19 protein-coding genes are annotated in these 15,698 nt (G+C 76.7%); 13 read left to right on the top strand and 6 right to left on the bottom strand.

Annotated features, from left to right (window positions below):
• Window positions 1–53: 53 nt before the first annotated feature.
• The 3 genes from FJQ57_RS11870 to FJQ57_RS11880 all read right to left on the bottom strand — a co-directional run bounded on the left by FJQ57_RS11870 (window position 54) and on the right by FJQ57_RS11880 (window position 3,329).
• Window positions 54–1,268 (bottom strand): serine hydrolase domain-containing protein, encoded by a 1,215-nt coding sequence (locus FJQ57_RS11870; RefSeq protein WP_246081757.1) that lies wholly within the window; start codon window positions 1,266–1,268, stop codon window positions 54–56.
• A 112-nt stretch (window positions 1,269–1,380) separates the two neighbouring features.
• A complete protein-coding gene (locus FJQ57_RS11875) occupies window positions 1,381–2,067 on the bottom strand; it encodes a response regulator (RefSeq protein WP_139980407.1) in 687 nt (228 codons plus the stop codon).
• Window positions 2,064–3,329: a sensor histidine kinase gene (locus FJQ57_RS11880; protein WP_139980409.1), complete on the bottom strand. Its 1,266-nt coding sequence runs from the start codon at window positions 3,327–3,329 to the stop codon at window positions 2,064–2,066. The genes FJQ57_RS11875 and FJQ57_RS11880 overlap by 4 nt, the downstream gene beginning before the upstream one ends.
• Before the next feature lie 126 nt (window positions 3,330–3,455).
• Between FJQ57_RS11880 and FJQ57_RS11885 the strand changes: the two genes are divergently transcribed.
• From FJQ57_RS11885 to FJQ57_RS11895, 3 genes are all read left to right on the top strand, one after another.
• Window positions 3,456–4,208, top strand: coding sequence for a 3-keto-5-aminohexanoate cleavage protein (locus tag FJQ57_RS11885; RefSeq protein ID WP_211348869.1), 753 nt, complete (start codon window positions 3,456–3,458; stop codon window positions 4,206–4,208).
• A 58-nt stretch (window positions 4,209–4,266) separates the two neighbouring features.
• Window positions 4,267–4,434 (top strand): 50S ribosomal protein L33, encoded by a 168-nt coding sequence (gene rpmG, locus FJQ57_RS11890; protein WP_139980411.1) that lies wholly within the window; start codon window positions 4,267–4,269, stop codon window positions 4,432–4,434.
• A 173-nt stretch (window positions 4,435–4,607) separates the two neighbouring features.
• Window positions 4,608–5,621, top strand: a complete 1,014-nt coding sequence (locus FJQ57_RS11895; RefSeq protein ID WP_211348870.1) for an MsnO8 family LLM class oxidoreductase — start codon at window positions 4,608–4,610, stop codon at window positions 5,619–5,621.
• A gap of 85 nt (window positions 5,622–5,706) precedes the next feature.
• On the opposite strand, the gene FJQ57_RS11900 is transcribed toward FJQ57_RS11895, so the two are convergent.
• Window positions 5,707–6,186: a MarR family winged helix-turn-helix transcriptional regulator gene (locus tag FJQ57_RS11900; protein ID WP_246081758.1), complete on the bottom strand. Its 480-nt coding sequence runs from the start codon at window positions 6,184–6,186 to the stop codon at window positions 5,707–5,709.
• 49 nt (window positions 6,187–6,235) lie between these two features.
• Here FJQ57_RS11900 and FJQ57_RS11905 point away from each other — a divergent pair, with 49 nt between their 5' ends.
• The 10 genes from FJQ57_RS11905 (at window position 6,236) to FJQ57_RS11950 (ending at window position 14,696) form a co-directional block, all read left to right on the top strand.
• Window positions 6,236–6,670, top strand: coding sequence for a RidA family protein (locus FJQ57_RS11905; RefSeq protein WP_139980415.1), 435 nt, complete (start codon window positions 6,236–6,238; stop codon window positions 6,668–6,670).
• 73 nt (window positions 6,671–6,743) lie between these two features.
• On the top strand, window positions 6,744–7,352 hold the full coding sequence (locus tag FJQ57_RS11910) for an NAD(P)H-dependent oxidoreductase (protein WP_139980417.1): 609 nt from the start codon (window positions 6,744–6,746) through the stop codon (window positions 7,350–7,352).
• A gap of 73 nt (window positions 7,353–7,425) precedes the next feature.
• Entirely contained in the window at window positions 7,426–8,046 is a 621-nt protein-coding gene (locus tag FJQ57_RS11915; protein WP_211348871.1) for a TetR/AcrR family transcriptional regulator, read from the top strand.
• Window positions 8,047–8,169: 123 nt separating this feature from the next.
• Window positions 8,170–8,412 (top strand): DUF6458 family protein, encoded by a 243-nt coding sequence (locus FJQ57_RS11920; RefSeq protein ID WP_139980421.1) that lies wholly within the window; start codon window positions 8,170–8,172, stop codon window positions 8,410–8,412.
• Between the two features lie 343 nt (window positions 8,413–8,755).
• Window positions 8,756–9,295, top strand: a complete 540-nt coding sequence (locus FJQ57_RS11925; protein ID WP_139980423.1) for an RBBP9/YdeN family alpha/beta hydrolase — start codon at window positions 8,756–8,758, stop codon at window positions 9,293–9,295.
• Between the two features lie 104 nt (window positions 9,296–9,399).
• Window positions 9,400–9,888, top strand: a complete 489-nt coding sequence (locus tag FJQ57_RS11930) for a hypothetical protein (RefSeq protein ID WP_139980425.1) — start codon at window positions 9,400–9,402, stop codon at window positions 9,886–9,888.
• 135 nt (window positions 9,889–10,023) lie between these two features.
• Window positions 10,024–11,220 carry a glycerate kinase family protein gene (locus FJQ57_RS11935; RefSeq protein WP_139980427.1) on the top strand — a complete coding sequence of 399 codons (1,197 nt, stop codon included), beginning with the start codon at window positions 10,024–10,026 and terminating at the stop codon, window positions 11,218–11,220.
• Window positions 11,220–11,603, top strand: coding sequence for a hypothetical protein (locus FJQ57_RS22510; RefSeq protein ID WP_170219402.1), 384 nt, complete (start codon window positions 11,220–11,222; stop codon window positions 11,601–11,603). The genes FJQ57_RS11935 and FJQ57_RS22510 overlap by 1 nt, the downstream gene beginning before the upstream one ends.
• Complete coding sequence (locus tag FJQ57_RS11945; protein ID WP_170219403.1) at window positions 11,593–13,161, top strand: sensor histidine kinase; 1,569 nt, start codon at window positions 11,593–11,595, stop codon at window positions 13,159–13,161. The genes FJQ57_RS22510 and FJQ57_RS11945 overlap by 11 nt, the downstream gene beginning before the upstream one ends.
• On the top strand, window positions 13,158–14,696 hold the full coding sequence (locus FJQ57_RS11950; protein WP_211348872.1) for an SLC13 family permease: 1,539 nt from the start codon (window positions 13,158–13,160) through the stop codon (window positions 14,694–14,696). The genes FJQ57_RS11945 and FJQ57_RS11950 overlap by 4 nt, the downstream gene beginning before the upstream one ends.
• 14 nt (window positions 14,697–14,710) lie before the next feature.
• Here FJQ57_RS11950 and FJQ57_RS11955 read toward each other — a convergent pair whose 3' ends face one another.
• Together FJQ57_RS11955 and FJQ57_RS11960 are read right to left on the bottom strand one after the other, a co-directional pair.
• Window positions 14,711–14,917: a hypothetical protein gene (locus tag FJQ57_RS11955; RefSeq protein ID WP_139980431.1), complete on the bottom strand. Its 207-nt coding sequence runs from the start codon at window positions 14,915–14,917 to the stop codon at window positions 14,711–14,713.
• Between the two features lie 62 nt (window positions 14,918–14,979).
• Entirely contained in the window at window positions 14,980–15,660 is a 681-nt protein-coding gene (locus tag FJQ57_RS11960; protein WP_139980433.1) for a biliverdin-producing heme oxygenase, read from the bottom strand.
• Window positions 15,661–15,698: the final 38 nt, after the last annotated feature.

Raw genomic sequence — 15,698 nt, forward strand, 5'->3', positions numbered from 1 at the left:
ACGCGGGCAGCGGCCCCGCACGGCCGTCGCCGTGCGGGGCCGCCCTGGGGCCGTCAGGAGCGGCAGACCGCGGTCTCGACCATCCGGCTCACCGTGCGGACCTGCTCCAGCGAGCTCGGGAGCCCGGTCACGGCCACCACCGCCCAGCGGCCGTCGTCGGTGGCCAGGTTGCGGGTCTCGAAGCCCTGGATGTCGCCGCCGTGGCCCCAGCCGGTGACCCCGCAGCCGAGGCGGTGGCTGGCCAGGCCGAGGCCGTAGCGCCAGCCCGGGTCGGCGTCGAACCCGGGCGCCCGCACCGTGCTCCGCATCTCGCGCAGCAGGTCGGCGGGGAGCAGCCGACCGCCGAGCAGGCCCTGCATGAAGCGACCGAGGTCGCGCGGCGAGGCCACCAGCTGCCCGGCCGCCCACCCGAACGACGGGTCCATCCGAGTGATCTCCTGCCAGGCGCCGTCCGGGCCGTCGGCCAGGTAGGCGCGGGGGTGGGCGCCCCGGATGCGCCGCTCGCCGGCCGCCGGCCAGTAGGTGTCGCTGAGACCCAGCGGCCGTGCGATGCGGTCGCGGACCAGGGCGCCCATGTGGCGGCCGGTGACCCGCTGGGCGAGCAGGCCGAGCACCACGTAGTTGGTGTTGCTGTACTCCCAGCGCTGCCCGGGGCGGAAGGCCCGTCGCCCGGCCAGGGCCGCGTCGACCAGGTCGCGGGGCTCGATGTAGGTCTCGGCGAGCGAACGCAGGCTCTGGCCCTCCCCGACCAGGAGCGTGTCGTAGTCCGGCAGCCCGCTGGTCTGCTGCAGCAGCTGGCGGACCGTGGTCCGACGCCCGTCGCCGCCGGGGCCGCGCAGCAGGCCGGGCAGGTAGCGCTCGACCGGGGCGTCCAGCCGCACCCGGCCCTCGGCCACGAGCTGGAGGACGACGACGGCGGTGAACATCTTGGTGTTGCTGGCGATGCGCACGCGCGGGTCGCGGGGGATCGGACGACCGGTGCGCAGGTCGCCGACGCCGGCGCGGTAGGTGCGCACCCGGCCGTCACGCCCCCGGACGGTGGCGACGGCGCCCGGCAGGCCGGTGGTGCGGACCAGCCGCTCCAGCCGGCGCTGGAGGACGGCGTCGCGCCCGAGCGCCGGGCGGGCCGTGCCGCTGGTCGCGCCGGCGGCCGGTGGGGCCGTCCCGGCGCCGGCCCCCAGGGCGGGGGCCGGGGAGGACACGGTCGCCGACGTGGTGACGGCGGCCAGGGCGGCCAGGGTGGCCAGGGTGCGGCGGAGGGATGGCACGGGGAGCTCCTCGAGTGGTCGTCTGGGACGTCGTCCACGCTAGGAACGGGCGCTGCGGTCCACGAGCGGCAAAAGGTGCAACCTCCGGCGTGCACCTTTCGACGGGGCCGGCTCAGGACGGGGGCGGGTCGGGCAGCTCGACGACGCGGTTGCGGTAGGCCCACACGGCCGCCTGCAGCCGGGACCGTACGCCGAGCTTGGGCAGGATGCGGGCGAGGTGGGACTTCACCGTCGCCACCTCGACGACCAGCTCGCGCGCGATCTCGTCGTTGGACAGCCCCTCGGCCAGCAGCAGCACGATGTCGAGCTCGCGGGCGGTCAGCAGGTCGGTGGGGCGCCCCACCGACAGGGGCTGGGCGCGGCGACGATCGACGACCTCGCTGATGACCCGCTTGGTCAACGAGTCGCCCAGGGTGCCGTTGCCGGCGGCGACGGAGCGCACCGCCCGGACGAGCTCGTCGGGCTCGGCGTCCTTGAGCTGGAACCCGGAGGCACCGGCCTCCAGGGCGGCGAACAGGTAGTCGTCGACCTCGAAGGTGGTGAGGACCAGGACCGGCACCGGGTCGACCACGTCGGGACCGGCCAGCTCCCGGGTCGCGGCGATGCCGTCGAGCACCGGCATCCGCACGTCCATGCACACCACGTCGGGTCGCAGCCGGGTGGCCAGCTCGACGGCCTCGCGGCCGTCGGCGGCGGCCCCGACGACCTCGATGCCGGGCTCGGCCCCCAGCAGCGTCGCGAGCCCGACGCGGGCGAGCGGCTGGTCGTCGGCGACGACGACCCGCACGACGGCGTTCATCGAGATGTCTCCTGCGCCGTCCCCTGCGCCGTCCCCTGCGCCGGCTCGGGAGCGACCCCGGCCGGCTCGCGGGGGACCCGCACGACCACCGACCAACCGCCGTCGTCGGTCGGCCCAGCGCTCACCTCGGACCCGGTGAGCTGGGCGCGCTCGCGCATGCCGAGCAGGCCGTGCCCGCCGGTGCCGGACGTCACGTGGTCGGTCGGGACGTCGGCGACCGCGGGAGGTGGGCCGTTGCGCACGGTGACCACCACGACCTCGGTGTGCTCGCCGTCGACGACCACCGAGCAGGCGGCGCCCGGGGCGTGGCGGGCGGCGTTGGCCAGGGCCTCCTGGACCGCGCGGTAGGCCGCCAGCTGCGCGAGCGGGCCGACGTCGCGCCCGGGGTCGTCGCCGCGCTCGGTCACCGACACCTCGACGCCCGACGCCGCGACGGCGGCGACCAGGTCGCGGACGCTGGCCAGCGTCTCCGGTCGTACGTCGCCGGCGGCCCCCTGCTCGCGCAGCAGCCCGACGAGCCGGCGCAGGTCGCGCAGCACGTCGCGGCTCTGGCGGCGCACCTGGGCCGCCCCCTGCTTGGCCGTCTCGGGGTCGCGGTCGACCTGGCGCTCGACGGCGGCCGCCAGGAGGGCGATCGCGCTGAGGTGGTGGGCGGCGATGTCGTGGAGCTCGCGGGCCATGGCCGTGCGCTCCCGGGCCACGGCGGCGTGCAGGAGCGCGTCCTGCTCGCGCAGCACGGCCCGGTCCTCCGCGGCCCGCGCGTCGCGGACCTCGCGCTGGGCCCGGATCCACGACGCGGCCAGCAGGGTGAGGAGCAGTGTGCCGCCGTACTGGAGGAGGGCGCCGGCGACGGCGGCCGCCGTCGCCGTGCCGTAGCTGGTCGTGGCGAGGGCGCCGCCGGTGACGAGCAGCAGCCCGGCCAGCACGAGCGCCGGCAGGAGCGGGCGGAGCCCGTGGCGCGCGACGCCGGAGAACACACCCACGACGACGGCGAGCGAGGTGATGCTGGTGGCGTCCTCGGCCCCGGCCAGCGCCACGATCGGGGCGACCGCGGCCAGCGCCGGCACGACCGGGCGCGGCCGGGTCCGGGCCGCAGGGAGCGCGAGCGCCTGGACGACCAGGGCCAGGGCCGTGGCCCACCACGCCGGGCTGCCGAGGTCGGGGACGCTGGTCGCGTCGTCCCCGAGCAGCCCGGCGGTGAGGAGGAGGGCGACGGTGAGCGTGCCGCACGCCGCGGAGACCGCGACGTCGGAGCGGGTCACCGGGCACCTCCTCGCTGCGGCCCGACGACCCGGCCGCGGGTCGAGCCTAGCCACGGACGGACGAGCCCGCCCGCGGCCCGCCCGCGGCCCGGCTCGCGGGCCGTCCTGCGCTCCTAGGCTGGCCGGGTGCCCTCCTCCCGGACCCTGCAGGTCGCGCTCAACGGCGACTCCACCCACCCGGCGATGCCGCGCACGGCCGCGGAGGTCGCGGCCGACGCCGCCGCGACGGTGGCGGCCGGGGCGACCCTGCTGCACCTGCACGCCTTCGACGACGACGGCGTCGAGACCCTCGACGAGGCCGCCGTCGGCGCGACGGTCGCCGCCGTGCGGCGGGCGTGCCCGGGCGTGCCCATCTCGATGACCACGTTCGCGCAGGTCGAGCCCGACCCACGAGCGCGCCTGGCCACCGTGGCGGCCTGGCGGGTGCTGCCCGACCTCGTGCCGGCCAACCAGGGCGAGGAGGGGATCGCCGAGCTCGCCGACCTGCTGCGGAGCCGCGGGGTCGGGGTCGAGGCGTGCGTTTTCACCGAGGACGACGCCGAGACGATGCTGCGCCGGGGCGGGCTCGACCGCTACGTGCGGGTCGTGGTCGAGCCGATGGACGACGACCCCGACGCGGCGTGCGCCCGCTCGACGGCCATCGAGGACCTGCTCCGCGCCGGCGGTGTCGTGCTCGAGCAGGTGCACCACGGCATGGGCCGGGCCACCTGGCCCGTGCTGCGCCACGCGGCGGCCCGCGGTCACGGCCTGCGGATCGGGCTCGAGGACACCGGCGAGCTCCCCGACGGCACCCCTGCCCCGGGCAACGCGGCGCTGGTCGAGGCGGCCGTCGCCCTGGCCGGCCGCGGGCCGGCCGCGGGCGGGCTGGCCGCGGAATGACGGGGGGCCCCGCGAGGTTGTGCGGGTGGCCGCACGCTGCGGCCGAGAAGGGAGCACCATGGCCCACCGTTCGTCCGTCCTGCGGGGCAAGGTCCAGATGGCGTCGACCGAGTCCGCCTACCGCTACGTGACGGCCAAGAGCCGCCGCAACAGCCCCGAGCGGCTCCGGCTGCGCAAGTTCGACCCCACCGTCCGCCGGCACGTCGAGTTCGTCGAGACCCGGTAGGGGTGGGGGAGCGGAGCCCCCGTCGGCCGTGGTGCACGGCCCGACGGGGGCTTCGTCGCACCCCGGGCGTTGCGGCAGGCGTGGCGGCGTCGGGGCCGCACCCTGCGACCGTCGCAGGAACACCGGTGGCGTCCGCGGCGTTGCCCCAGCACCGTGTCGAGAGGGGAACGCCCGTGGTGCAGCTGTCGTTGCTGGACCGGTCCCGCACGCGGGCCGGCGAGCCGGACGGCGCGGCGCTCAGCCACACGGTCGAGCGTGCCGTCCGAGCGGAGGCGCTGGGGTTCCACCGGTTCTGGGTGGCCGAGCACCACGCCGTCCCCGGCATCGCCTCCGGGGCGCCCGCGGTCCTGCTGGCCGCGATCGGGACGCGCACCCGGACGATCCGCATCGGCTCGGGCGGCGTGATGCTGCCCAACCACCAGCCGTTCGTGGTGGCCGAGCAGTTCTTGGTGCTCGAGGCCCTGTTCCCCGGCCGGGTCGACCTGGGCGTGGGCCGGTCGCTCGGCTTCACCCCGCCCGTGCGTCGTGCCCTCCGGAGCCCGGCGTCCGCACCCGACTCCTTCGCCTCCGACCTCGCCGCGCTCGGCTCCTACCTCGACGGGACGGCCGAGGTCACCGCGCGCCCCGCCGTCCCGGGAGGCGTCCCCCGGTTCGTGCTCGCGACGGGCGCCGGGCTCGAGGTGGCCGCCTCGCTCGGGCTCCCCGTCGTCGTCGGCGGCCCGGTCCTGGAGAGCCCCGACCTGCCGGACCTGCTGGCCCGCTACCGATCCGGCTTCCGCGGCGACGGTCGTCCCACGGTGCTGGTGTCGGCCGACGTCCTCGTCGCGGACACCGACGACGAGGCCCGACGACTGGCGCTGCCCGAGGCCTGGGCCTGGGCCACCTCGCGCCGCACGGGCTCGTTCCCCGCGCTGGAGCCGGTCGAGGCCGTCCAGGCCGCCGCGGCGGCGCAGGTGCCCCCGCGGGTCCGGGCCGACGTCGAGGCGAGCCGGTCGCGGGTCGTCGCCGGCAGCCCCGCCTCCGTGCGCCGCCGGCTCGAGGCCCTGGTCGACCGCACCGGCGCCGCCGAGCTGCTCGTCTTCAGCTCCACCTTCGACCGCGACGCGCTCGCCGCGTCGGACGAGGCGCTGGCCGGGCTGTTCCCCGCATCGGCACGGTCGCTCGACCGCCCCGGCACCGCGGCCTGAGCGACGGGTCGCGCCGCCCGCCCAGCTCGGCGTACGGGGATCCCAGGCGGACGGCTGGACACGACACGGTCGTGCAGGCCGCGCGTCAGCGCACGCGGCCCTGCGTCTGGTCGGTCGGGCGGACCCCGAGCCGGGCCGCGATGCGGGCCAGGGCGGCGAGGTCGTCGGCGTCGAGCCGGTCGACGACCTCCGCCCGCACCGACGCCACGTGGGTGGGGGCCGCCTCGCGCACCAGGTCGAGGCCGGCGTCGGTCAGGGCGGCCGTGGTGGAGCGGGCGTCGTCGGGGTCGGGGCTCCGCGTGACGAGGCCGCGCTCCTCGAGCCGGCGCACGACGTTGGACAGGCGCGACAGCGAGCCGCGGGACAAGAATGCCAGGTCGCTCATCCGCAGCCGCCGCCCCGGTGCCTCGGAGAGCCCGCTGAGCACGACGTAGTCGAACAGGGTCAGCCCGGTCGCGGCCCGCAGGGGGGCGTCGAGGCGGGCGGGCAGGACGAGGAGCAGCGACAGCAACCCCGACCAGCCCTCCTTGTCGGGCTCCGAGAGCCACCGCACGTCCGCCGCCACCACCGCACCGTACCTTGACTTCACGCTTGAAGTTTCACATGCTTCAAGCATGAAGTCATTTCTCGATCCCCCGGGCCTGCCCCGCAACGACGTCTACCGGCACGTCTCCCTGGTCCCGCTCGGCGACGGGACCCGCCTCGTGCACGTCGCCGGTCAGGTCTCCTGGGACGCCGAGGGCACCTTGGTCGCCGCCGGCGACCTCGCGGGCCAGGTGGAGCAGTGCTACGCCAACGTGGCCACCGCCCTGGCCGCCGTCGGCGGCACCCTGCGCGACGTCGTCGACCTCACGATGTACGTCGCCGACTGGCGCCCCGAGCTGATCGGCGACGTCGTGGCCGGGACGGACCGGGCGGGCGAGCGGCTGGGCGGCACGTCCGCCCCGCCGGCGACCCTGGTCGGGGTCGCGGCGCTGCACGTGCCCGAGCACCTGGTCGAGCTCAAGGCCGTCGCGGTGGTCGGGGACGCCGTGGGCCCGGCCGCCTGAACCTCGACGCCCGGCCGCCCGGATCCGGCCGCGAGGCCCGGACGGGCTTACCTACCATTGGTAGTTTGGCGGGATGACCCACACGCTGATCGTCTCCGCCCACCCCGACCCCGGCTCCCTCACGCGGGCGGTGGCCGACCGGGTCGCGCAGCGCCTGGCCCAGCACGGGACGGTCGAGGTCGCCGACCTCCACCAGGAGGGCTTCGACCCCGTCTTCTCCTCCACCGACCTCGGCCACTACCAGGCGTGGACGGGCGGGGCGCCCGCCGACGTCGTGGCGGAGCAGGAGCGCCTCGACCGGGCCACGGACCTGGTGCTGGTGTTCCCGGTGTTCTGGTGGTCGGTGCCCGCCCTGGTGAAGGGCTGGATCGACCGGGTCTTCGTCAACGGGTGGGCGTTCGACAACGATCCGGACACGGGGATCACGCCGCGCCTGGGCCGCCTCACGATCCACCTCGTGGCGGTGGCCGGCGCCGACCACGCGCTCTACGAGCGCCACCGCTACGCGCAGTCGATGCACACCCAGCTCGTGCACGGCGTCGTCGAGTACTGCGGCGCGGTCCCGGGCGGGGTGGTCTTCCTGCACGACTCCGAGAGCCGCGACCCGGCCGTGCGCAGCAGGGCCCTCGAGGCGGCCGTGGACGAGGCGGCCGCGGCGGTCCGACCCCGCGTGGCGGGGTGACCCGCGGCGAGGTGGCCCCCGCCGACCGATGCGCACCGGCCGGGACCGACCCCGGCCTGCCATCATGCCCACGATGACGACGACGGCAGCCCGACGACGCATGTCGCGCGACGACCGGCGCCGCCAGCTCGTCGAGGTGGCGCGGCGGGTCGTCGTGGAGGAGGGGGCGGACGCCCTGACGCTGGGGCGCCTCGCCGTGCGCGCCGGCGTGTCCAAGCCGGTCGTCTACGACCACTTCGGCACGCGGACGGGCGCGCTGGTCGCCCTCTACGAGGACTACGACCGGCGCCAGACCGGCCTGCTGGTGGCCGCCCTCGACGCCGCGGAGCGCTCTCTCGCGGCGCAGCTGGCCACCGTGGCCCGGTGCCACGTCGCCTGCGTCCTGGACCACGGCGCGGAGATCGGCGGCGTCGTGGCCGCGCTGGCCGGCGCCCCCGACCTCGCGGAGGTCAAGCGTCGCTCCGACGAGCGGTACGTCGAGACCTGCCGGCGGGCCATCACCGAGACCGATCCGTCCGCGGAGTGGACCGCGGCGGCGGCCATCGCCTTCCTCGGCGCGGCCGACGCGCTGTCCGAGGCGGCGCTGCGGGGAGACCTCGCGCGGGACGAGGCCGAGGCGGCCCTCACCGACCTGCTCGCCTCGCAGGTCGTGGTCGGGACCCGACCGGACCGCGGCCGGGCGTGCCCCCCGTAGGGGTGGACTTCGGCCCGCGACGTAACGGGGAGCCCCGCCGGCTGCAGGTACGGGTCGAGGACAGTCCTCGGTGTGCGCTCGGGCGCCTCCACCGCCCCGCGGGGCACAGCGAAGGAGAGACCCATGGGATACGGCTTCGGAGCGTTCCTGCTCGTCGTCGGACTGGTGCTGGCCCTGGCCGTCACCGACAGCGTCAGCGGCATCGACCTGACGATGGTCGGGTGGATCATGGCGGCCGTCGGCGTCGTGGTCATCGCCCTGACCGCGTTCACGTGGAACAACGGCCGCCGCGCCCGCACCACGCAGACCGTCACCCACCCGGACGGTTCGCAGACCGTGCGTGACAACCGCAGCAACGGGATCTGATCGCCACGGCCGAGGAGACCACGCCAATCGCCCACGGGCACGAGTGGCGGCTGCTCGAGATCGAGTTCGAGGACGGCCACGCCACCCGCGTCCTCGGGTGCCGGGGCTGCGAGGAGGAGCGGCAGACCGCCCTCTAGCCGCCACGCCCTCGGGCCGCGCGCCCTCGAGCCCGCCGGACCGCGCGCCCCGCCGTCGTCACCACCCCCACGGACGGCGGGGCGCGCCCTGGCGGCCCACCCGGCGAGGAGGACCCGCGCCCGGGTGGTAGGAACGACCACCACGCACACGTGCGACCTGGCCGCCGACGGGCGGTCGGAGCACCTCGACCACCGCGGAGGGCCACGTGGCGCAGCGCAGGGCGATCATCTTCCACGGGACCGGCGCGCACCCCGACGTCGTGTGGCTCCCGTGGCTGCGACGGAGGCTGGCCGAGCGCGGCTACGTCGTCGACGCGCCCCACCACCCCGGCCTGAACGTCGAACCGATCGCCACGTTCCTGCCGAAGGTCCTGGGAGCCCACACCTTCGACGAGCACACCGTGCTGGTCGGTCACTCCGGGGGCGCGGCGCTGCTCCTCGCCGTCCTGCAGCACATCGACGTGCGGGTGGACCAGGCGATCCTGGTGGCCGGCTACTGCACCCCGCCCAACGACGCCGACGAACCCGTGCTGCAGGAGTCCTACGACTGGTCGGCCATCCGCGCCCACGTCCGTGACCTGTACTTCGTCAACTCCCGCGTCGACCCGTACGGCTGCGACGACCGGCAGGGTCGGGCGATGCTCGAGCGGCTCGGGGGCACGCAGGTCGTGCGCGACGACGGACACTTCGGCGACGTCGACCAGCCCTACGAGTCCTTCGAGCTGCTCGACCGGCTGATCGACTGATCGACTGATCGACTGACCGACTGACCGACTGACCGACGGCGCAGCAGGGCGCGGGAGCCGCCGTCGGGCACTCGGGACCGGAGCGGGTCGGGCACACTCCACCCGTGGGCTCGACCTACCACTACCTCGCGGCGCCGGGCACCGACACGCTGGTGCCGGACCGGCTTGCCGCCCTGCTGGGGCCGCCCTCCGTCCGCAGCGGGCACGGGTCGACGTGGGCCGGCACGGCCGGCCCGCCGGACCGCCCCGTGGTCTCCCTCTTCCCGCCCCGGCAGCACCGCGCCGACGTCTGGACGGTGGGGGAGGTCCACTTCCTCGGACGTCGGGGCCTCGACCCGGCGGCGGACCGGGCCAGGGCCGGCTTCGCACGCTGGTGGGCGTCGTACCCCGTGGTCTTCCGCCAGCCGTCGGCCGCGGGCGGCTGCGACGACTGGGCCTGGCAGCTGCGGGGCTCCGTGCGCAACACCACGCCGGTCCTGCGGGCGACGCCGAGCGGGGAGGAGGCCCTCGGCGCCGGGGTGTTCTTCGTGGCCGACGGTGACGACGGGCCGCCCGTCGCCGCGGTGCTCAGGGAGATGGACCGGCTGCGCTGACGGCGCGCAGGAGGTGCCGGTCGCGGCTGGGCCGCGGGTGAGAACCGGCTCATCGAGGGCTCACACCCGCCTCACGCTGACCCGTCAGGTTGGGGTACGACCGCCACCCGGACCGACCACGTTGGAGCCCGTCCCATGCGCCTGCGCATCCTCATCGCCCCGTCCGGCTTCAAGGAGAGCCTGAGTGCCCGTCAGGTGGCCGACTGCGTCGCCAGCGGCGTACGCCGGGCCGTGCCGGACGCCCTGATCCGCAAGGCCCCGCTGGCCGACGGCGGGGAGGGGTTCGCCGAGGCCCTGGTCGCCGCGGTGGGCGGCGAGCTGCACCCGGTCCGGGTGACCGGGCCGGTGGGCGAGCCGGTCGAGGCCCACTTCGGGATGCTCGCGGGGGAGAGCGTGCCGACCGCCGTGCTCGAGATGGCGGCCGCGGCCGGGCTGCGGCACGTGCCGCCGGGGCGGCGCGACCCGCTCGAGACCACGACCCGCGGCGTGGGTGAGCTCGTCGCGGCCGCGCTCGACCGGGGCGCGCGGCGCATCCTGGTCGGCTGCGGCGACTCCGGCACCAACGACGGCGGGGCCGGCATGGCCCAGGCCCTCGGTGCCCGGCTCCTCGACGCCGACGGCGACGAGATCGGCCCCGGCGGGCGCGAGCTGCTGCGCCTGGACCGCATCGAGCTCGGCGGCCTGGACCCCCGGCTGGCCGAGTGCACCCTCGACGTGGCCTGCAACTGGACCAACGTGCTCACCGGCCCCCAGGGCGTCGCCCGGGTCTACGGCCCGCAGAAGGGCGCCGACGAGGAGACGGTCGAGGTGCTGGAGAAGGCACTGCTGCACTACGCCGACGTCGTCGAGGCCGCCACCGGCACCGACGTGCGCACCGCCCCCGGCTCGGGCGCCTCCGGCGGTCTCGGCGCCGGGCTGTCGGCCCTGCTGGGCGCGACCCTGCACTCGCGGTTCGACATCATCACCGAGTACCTCGCCTTCGACCACCTGCTCGCCGAGTGCGACCTGGTCATCACCGCCGAGGGCGCCATCGACCGGCAGACGCCCCGGGGCAAGGTGCCGGCCGAGGTCGCGGCGCACGCCGCCCGCCTCGACGTGCCCGTCATCGCCCTGACCGGCACCGTCGGGGAGGGCGTGCAGGCGGCGGTCGACGCCGGCCTCGACGCCTACGGCTCGATCCTCACCGCCCCGTGCACCCTCGACGAGGCCCTCGTGCGGGCCGACGAGCTGCTCATCGCCGCAGCCGAGCAGGCCCTGCGGATGATGCTGGTCGGGCGGCGGCTGGCCTGGCAGGAGCTCGACGCCGCCGAGTCCGGCAGCCGGCGGCACTGATGGCGCTGCTCGCCCGGGCGGCGGTGCTCGCCGTGCTGCTGGCCGTCCCCCTCGCCCTCGCCCTGGCCTCCCAGGTGCTCGCCGAGCGCCCCGGCCGTCCCGACGTCGACGCGCCCGCGGTGCGGCTCGACGGCGACCCCGGGACGGGCGGGCAGCCGGCCGACCCCGGGGCCGCCCCGACGACGCCCGCCCCGGCGACGCCCGCCCCGACCGCGCCCGCCCCGACCGCGCCCGCCCCGACCTCGCCCGCCCCGTCCGGGCCGCCGACCCGCGGACCGGGCCCCCGGGTCGTGGAGCCGTCGGTGCCGCCGGCCGACGACGACGGCGACGATGACGGCGATGACGGGGCCGACGACCGGGACGACGACGGCGATGACGACTGAGCCCGACCGGGCCGGGCGGCGTACGACGGTGCGGACGGGGTCACCGATCCCCGCCCGCCTGCGCATCGTCGCCTGGATCACCCTGGCCACCTCGCTCGTGCTGCTGGCCGTCGTGCTCACGGTGCGCAGCGCGCTGCTCACCGACGTCGAGGACGCGGCCAACGAGAGCGTGCAGCAGGAGGTCGACGAGTTCCGCACGTTCGCCGCGGAGGGCCGCGACCCCGAGACGGGCGGACCGTTCGCCTCGGCCGGACGGCTCCTCGAGCTCTACCTGCAGCGCCAGTTTCCCGGTCGGGCCGAGGTCTTCGTCGGGTACGACGCCGGGGTGCCGGCCGGCACCTCCCCGCTGGTCGTGCAGGACCTCGACGACCGCTACGGCCTGCTCGACGATCCCGACCTGGTCGCGGAGCTGGTCGAGTCCGAGGCCGCCTCCGGCATCGCCGAGGTCGACGGCCGGTCCTTCCGGTGGGGCACCGCGGAGGTCGTCGACCGGGGCGGCGTCCGCACCGGCGAGCTCCTCGTGGCCGCGTTCGTCGAGCCGGGACGCGCCGAGGTCGCCCGGACGACGCAGCTGATCGTCGGGGTCAGCCTGGGCGGCCTGCTGCTCACCGCGGGGATCGCGTTCGTCGTCGCCGGGCAGATCCTCGCCCCCGTGCGCACGGTGCGGCGGGCGGCCGCCCGCATCACCCGGGCCGACCTGAGCCGCCGCATCGAGGTCCGCGGACGCGACGACCTGGCCGCGCTCGCCTCGACCTTCAACTCCATGCTCGACCGGCTCGAGGGGTCCTTCCGCTCCCAGCGCCACTTCGTGCGGGTCGCGGACCGGCACATCCGAGGGCCGGTCGACCTCCTCGCCGACCCGACCACCCCGCCCGAGGACCGGGCACGGGCCGCGCGACGCATCCGGTCGACCCTCGACGACATGGCGCTGCTCACCTCCAGCCAGCTGCCCGGCTTCGCCGACCCCGCCGACGTCGAGGTCGCGCGGCTCGGCGACGACCTCGCGCGCGCCGCGGCCGGGGCCGCTCCCGACCACGACTGGGAGCTGCGCCTGACCGGGTCCGGCGCCGCCCACGTCGACCCCGGCCTGCTCCGGGCGGCCACCGTGGCCCTGGCCGAGAACGCCGCCGCCGAGCACGCCGGGCCCCGGCCGCTGCGGCTGGGGGTCGAGGCGGGCGCCACCCACCTCGATGTCTGGGTCGAGGACGACGGCCCCGGGCTGGCGGAGGAGCAGGCCCAGCACGTGCTGGACCGCTACACCGACCTGGCCGACGACGACGCCGGCGGGCCCGACGCGCCGACCGGTCTCGGGCTCGCCGTGGTCCGGGCGGTCGCCGACGCCCACGACGGCAGCGCGTGGGTCGAGACCGCGCCGGGCGAGGGCGCCCGGTTCGGGGTCCGGGTGCCGCTGGGGCCGCCCGTCCCGGCCAGGTCCGGCAGGCGCGACGCCACCCGCGACGAGGACACCCGCGACGACACGGCCGAGACCACCGACACCACCACCGGCGCCACCTCCGGCGACACCACCGGCGACACCACGGCCACGGGGGCCCGGTGAGGACCCGCTGGACCACCGTCCCGCCCCGCGAGGAGGCCCTGGCCGCCGTCGACGGGCCCGACGGCCGGCCACCCCGCCCCGGCTGGTCGTCGCTGCGGCCCTACGTCGTCGCCGGGCTGACGATGGTGCTGCTGGTCGGCGGCATCGTGCTGCTCACCGGGGGCGCCGGAGGCGCCGGCGACCGCGACGCCGGGCTCGGCCGCGACGGCCAGGTCACGCTGGTCGTGTTCGCCCTGGCCGTGTGGGCGTGGGTCTTCACCTCCCTCGACGACACCTACGTCGCCCTCGGGGCCACGGTCTCGCTGGTGCTGCTCGGCGTGCTGTCGACCGACGAGATGTTCCAGACCCTCGGCGACGACACGGTGTGGCTGCTGCTGGCCGCGTTCGTCATCGCGGCGGGGGTCACCTCCTCCGGCCTGGCCACCCGCGCCACGGCGTACGTCGTCTCGGCGGCGCGCTCGCCCCGGCAGCTGGCCCACCTGCTGACCGCGGCCCTGGTCGTCACGACCTTCGCCGTGCCGTCGACGTCGGGTCGCGCCGCGCTCGCCCTGCCGGTCTTCCTGGCCCTCGCGGCGGTCTTCGCCGACCGGCCGCGGCTGGTCAAGGCGCTCGCCCTGCTCTTCCCGACCGTCATCCTGCTCTCGGCGGTCGGGTCGCTGCTGGGCGCGGGGGCGCACCTGGTGACCAGCGAGATCCTGCGCACCGCGGTGGGGGAGGGCATCTCGTTCGTCGACTGGGTCCTGCTCGGCCTGCCCCTGGCCGTGGTGTCCTCGCACCTGGCCGCCGAACTGGTGCTGCGGCTCTTCACCGACGCCGAGGAGCGCCGGCGGTCGCTGGTGCTGGCCCCGGCCGACTTCGAGGCCCAGGCGCCCGGCCCGGTCACCGGTCCGCTCTCGGTGGCCGAGTCGCGGGCGGCGCTGCTGCTGGCCGCCGTGGTCGTGCTGTGGTGCAGCGAGCCGCTGCACGGCGTCGACCCGGCCGTGGTGGCGCTGGTCGGCGCCCTGGTGGCGGCCTCGCCCCGCTACGGCTCGGTCAGCCTGTCCAAGGCCCTCAAGGCCGCGCCCTGGTCATTGCTGCTCTTCCTGGCCGCCACCTTGGCCCTGGGGTCGGCGCTGACGTCGTCGGGCGCGGCGGAATGGTTCGCCCGGCGAGTCTTCTCCGGGTTCACCGACTCCGGCGCCGCGGCCGTGCCGTTCCTGCTCGTCGTCATCGTCGTCTCGACCCTGATGCACCTGCTCGTGCAGTCGCGCTCGGCGCGGTCGTCGGTGCTGGTGCCGATCGTGGTCGCCCTCGCGCCCACCGTGGGCGTCGACCCGGTGGCCGCGGCGTTCGCCTCGACGGCCGCGGCGGGCTTCTGCCACACGCTGCCCTCGAGCGCCAAGCCCGTCGCGCTCTTCGCCCGGGTCGAGGGCACCGTGACCTACCGGCCCCCCGACCTGCTGCGCCTCTCGCTGTTCCTGGCACCGCTGAGCGCCGGCCTGGTCGCGGCGTTCACCTTCGTGGTGTGGCCGCTGCTCGGCCAGCCCTACCGTTGAGGCCGGCCGGGGGTCTAGGGGCTCCCGTCGCCGTGCCGGGTGGGGCAGTCCGCGTTGGTGCAGGTGCGGACGTCCAGCGTCGGGTCGCCGCCCCCCACCACGCCGCCCGCCGGGCCGACGGGGCCGTCGGGGGCGTCGTCGGAGTCGTCGGCGCCGGGCCGGCGCGGCCCGACGTCGACCGGGGCCCCGCAGGTCCGGCAGGGGCGGTGGTCGTCGTACATCGGGCACTCCCGGTGGGTCGGCGCGGCGGGCGGTCCCCGACCGGTGCCCCGTCGTCGCTCGGTCAGTCCGTGAGGGCGTCCAGCTCGGCGAACAGGGCGCCGTTGAGCTCGAAGGCCACCCGGACCTCGGCCACGACCGCGTCGACCTGGGACGCGTCGAGGTCGAGCGCGTCGAGGCGGGCGCGGTAGGCGTCCTTGTAGGGCTTGGGCCGGATGCCGGGGAAGGCGTAGAACGCGGTCCCCGTGCCCTGGCCGCCGAGGTCGTAGGCGCGGTCGAGGAGCCGGCCGATGGCCTGGCCGCCGGACAGGTCGCCGAGGTAGCGGGTGTAGTGGTGGGCAAGGAGGGCGCCGCCCCACCCGTCGGCGGCCTGGGCGGACGCGGCGGCCAGCCGGTCGGCGTACGCCGTGGCGGCGGGGGAGTCGACGGGGAGGGTGACCGCCGGCCCGGGCGCCCAGTGGGCCAGGTCGGCGTCGATCGCGGCCAGCCGCTCCAGGGCGGGGTCGTGCACCGCGGCGACCGCCGGGTCGGCGGCGTGTGCGCGGACCGCCCGCTCCAGCGCGGCGTAGACGACGCGCAGGCGCCGCAGGTAGTCGGCGTAGGCCGCCGGGGCGAGCCCACCCGCGAGCAGCCGGGTCATGAAGGGGGAGCCCTCGGTCGCCTCGTGCTCGGCGCGGGAGCCCTCGCGGACGGCGGTCGAGAGGCGGGGCGTGGTCGCCGGGCCGGCGGGAGCGGTCAGGGTCATCGGGGTCCTCGGGTGGCGGGGGGTGGCGGGGGCTGGCG

It is taken from the genome of Nocardioides litoris (assembly GCF_006346315.1).
Taxonomy (GTDB): domain Bacteria; phylum Actinomycetota; class Actinomycetes; order Propionibacteriales; family Nocardioidaceae; genus Nocardioides; species Nocardioides litoris.

What these genes read in the sequence shown, in the direction of transcription:
- rpmG (WP_139980411.1), top strand. Translation starts at nt 4,267, where the DNA reads ATGGCCCACCGTTCGTCCGTCCTGCGGGGCAAGGTCCAGATGGCGTCG.
- FJQ57_RS11920 (WP_139980421.1), top strand. Translation starts at nt 8,170, where the DNA reads ATGGGATACGGCTTCGGAGCGTTCCTGCTCGTCGTCGGACTGGTGCTG.
- FJQ57_RS11910 (WP_139980417.1), top strand. Translation starts at nt 6,744, where the DNA reads ATGACCCACACGCTGATCGTCTCCGCCCACCCCGACCCCGGCTCCCTC.
- FJQ57_RS11875 (WP_139980407.1), bottom strand. Translation starts at nt 2,067, where the DNA reads ATGAACGCCGTCGTGCGGGTCGTCGTCGCCGACGACCAGCCGCTCGCC.
- FJQ57_RS11960 (WP_139980433.1), bottom strand. Translation starts at nt 15,660, where the DNA reads ATGACCCTGACCGCTCCCGCCGGCCCGGCGACCACGCCCCGCCTCTCG.
- FJQ57_RS11915 (WP_211348871.1), top strand. Translation starts at nt 7,426, where the DNA reads ATGACGACGACGGCAGCCCGACGACGCATGTCGCGCGACGACCGGCGC.
- FJQ57_RS11935 (WP_139980427.1), top strand. Translation starts at nt 10,024, where the DNA reads ATGCGCCTGCGCATCCTCATCGCCCCGTCCGGCTTCAAGGAGAGCCTG.
- FJQ57_RS11905 (WP_139980415.1), top strand. Translation starts at nt 6,236, where the DNA reads ATGAAGTCATTTCTCGATCCCCCGGGCCTGCCCCGCAACGACGTCTAC.
- FJQ57_RS11955 (WP_139980431.1), bottom strand. Translation starts at nt 14,917, where the DNA reads ATGTACGACGACCACCGCCCCTGCCGGACCTGCGGGGCCCCGGTCGAC.
- FJQ57_RS22510 (WP_170219402.1), top strand. Translation starts at nt 11,220, where the DNA reads ATGGCGCTGCTCGCCCGGGCGGCGGTGCTCGCCGTGCTGCTGGCCGTC.
- FJQ57_RS11945 (WP_170219403.1), top strand. Translation starts at nt 11,593, where the DNA reads ATGACGACTGAGCCCGACCGGGCCGGGCGGCGTACGACGGTGCGGACG.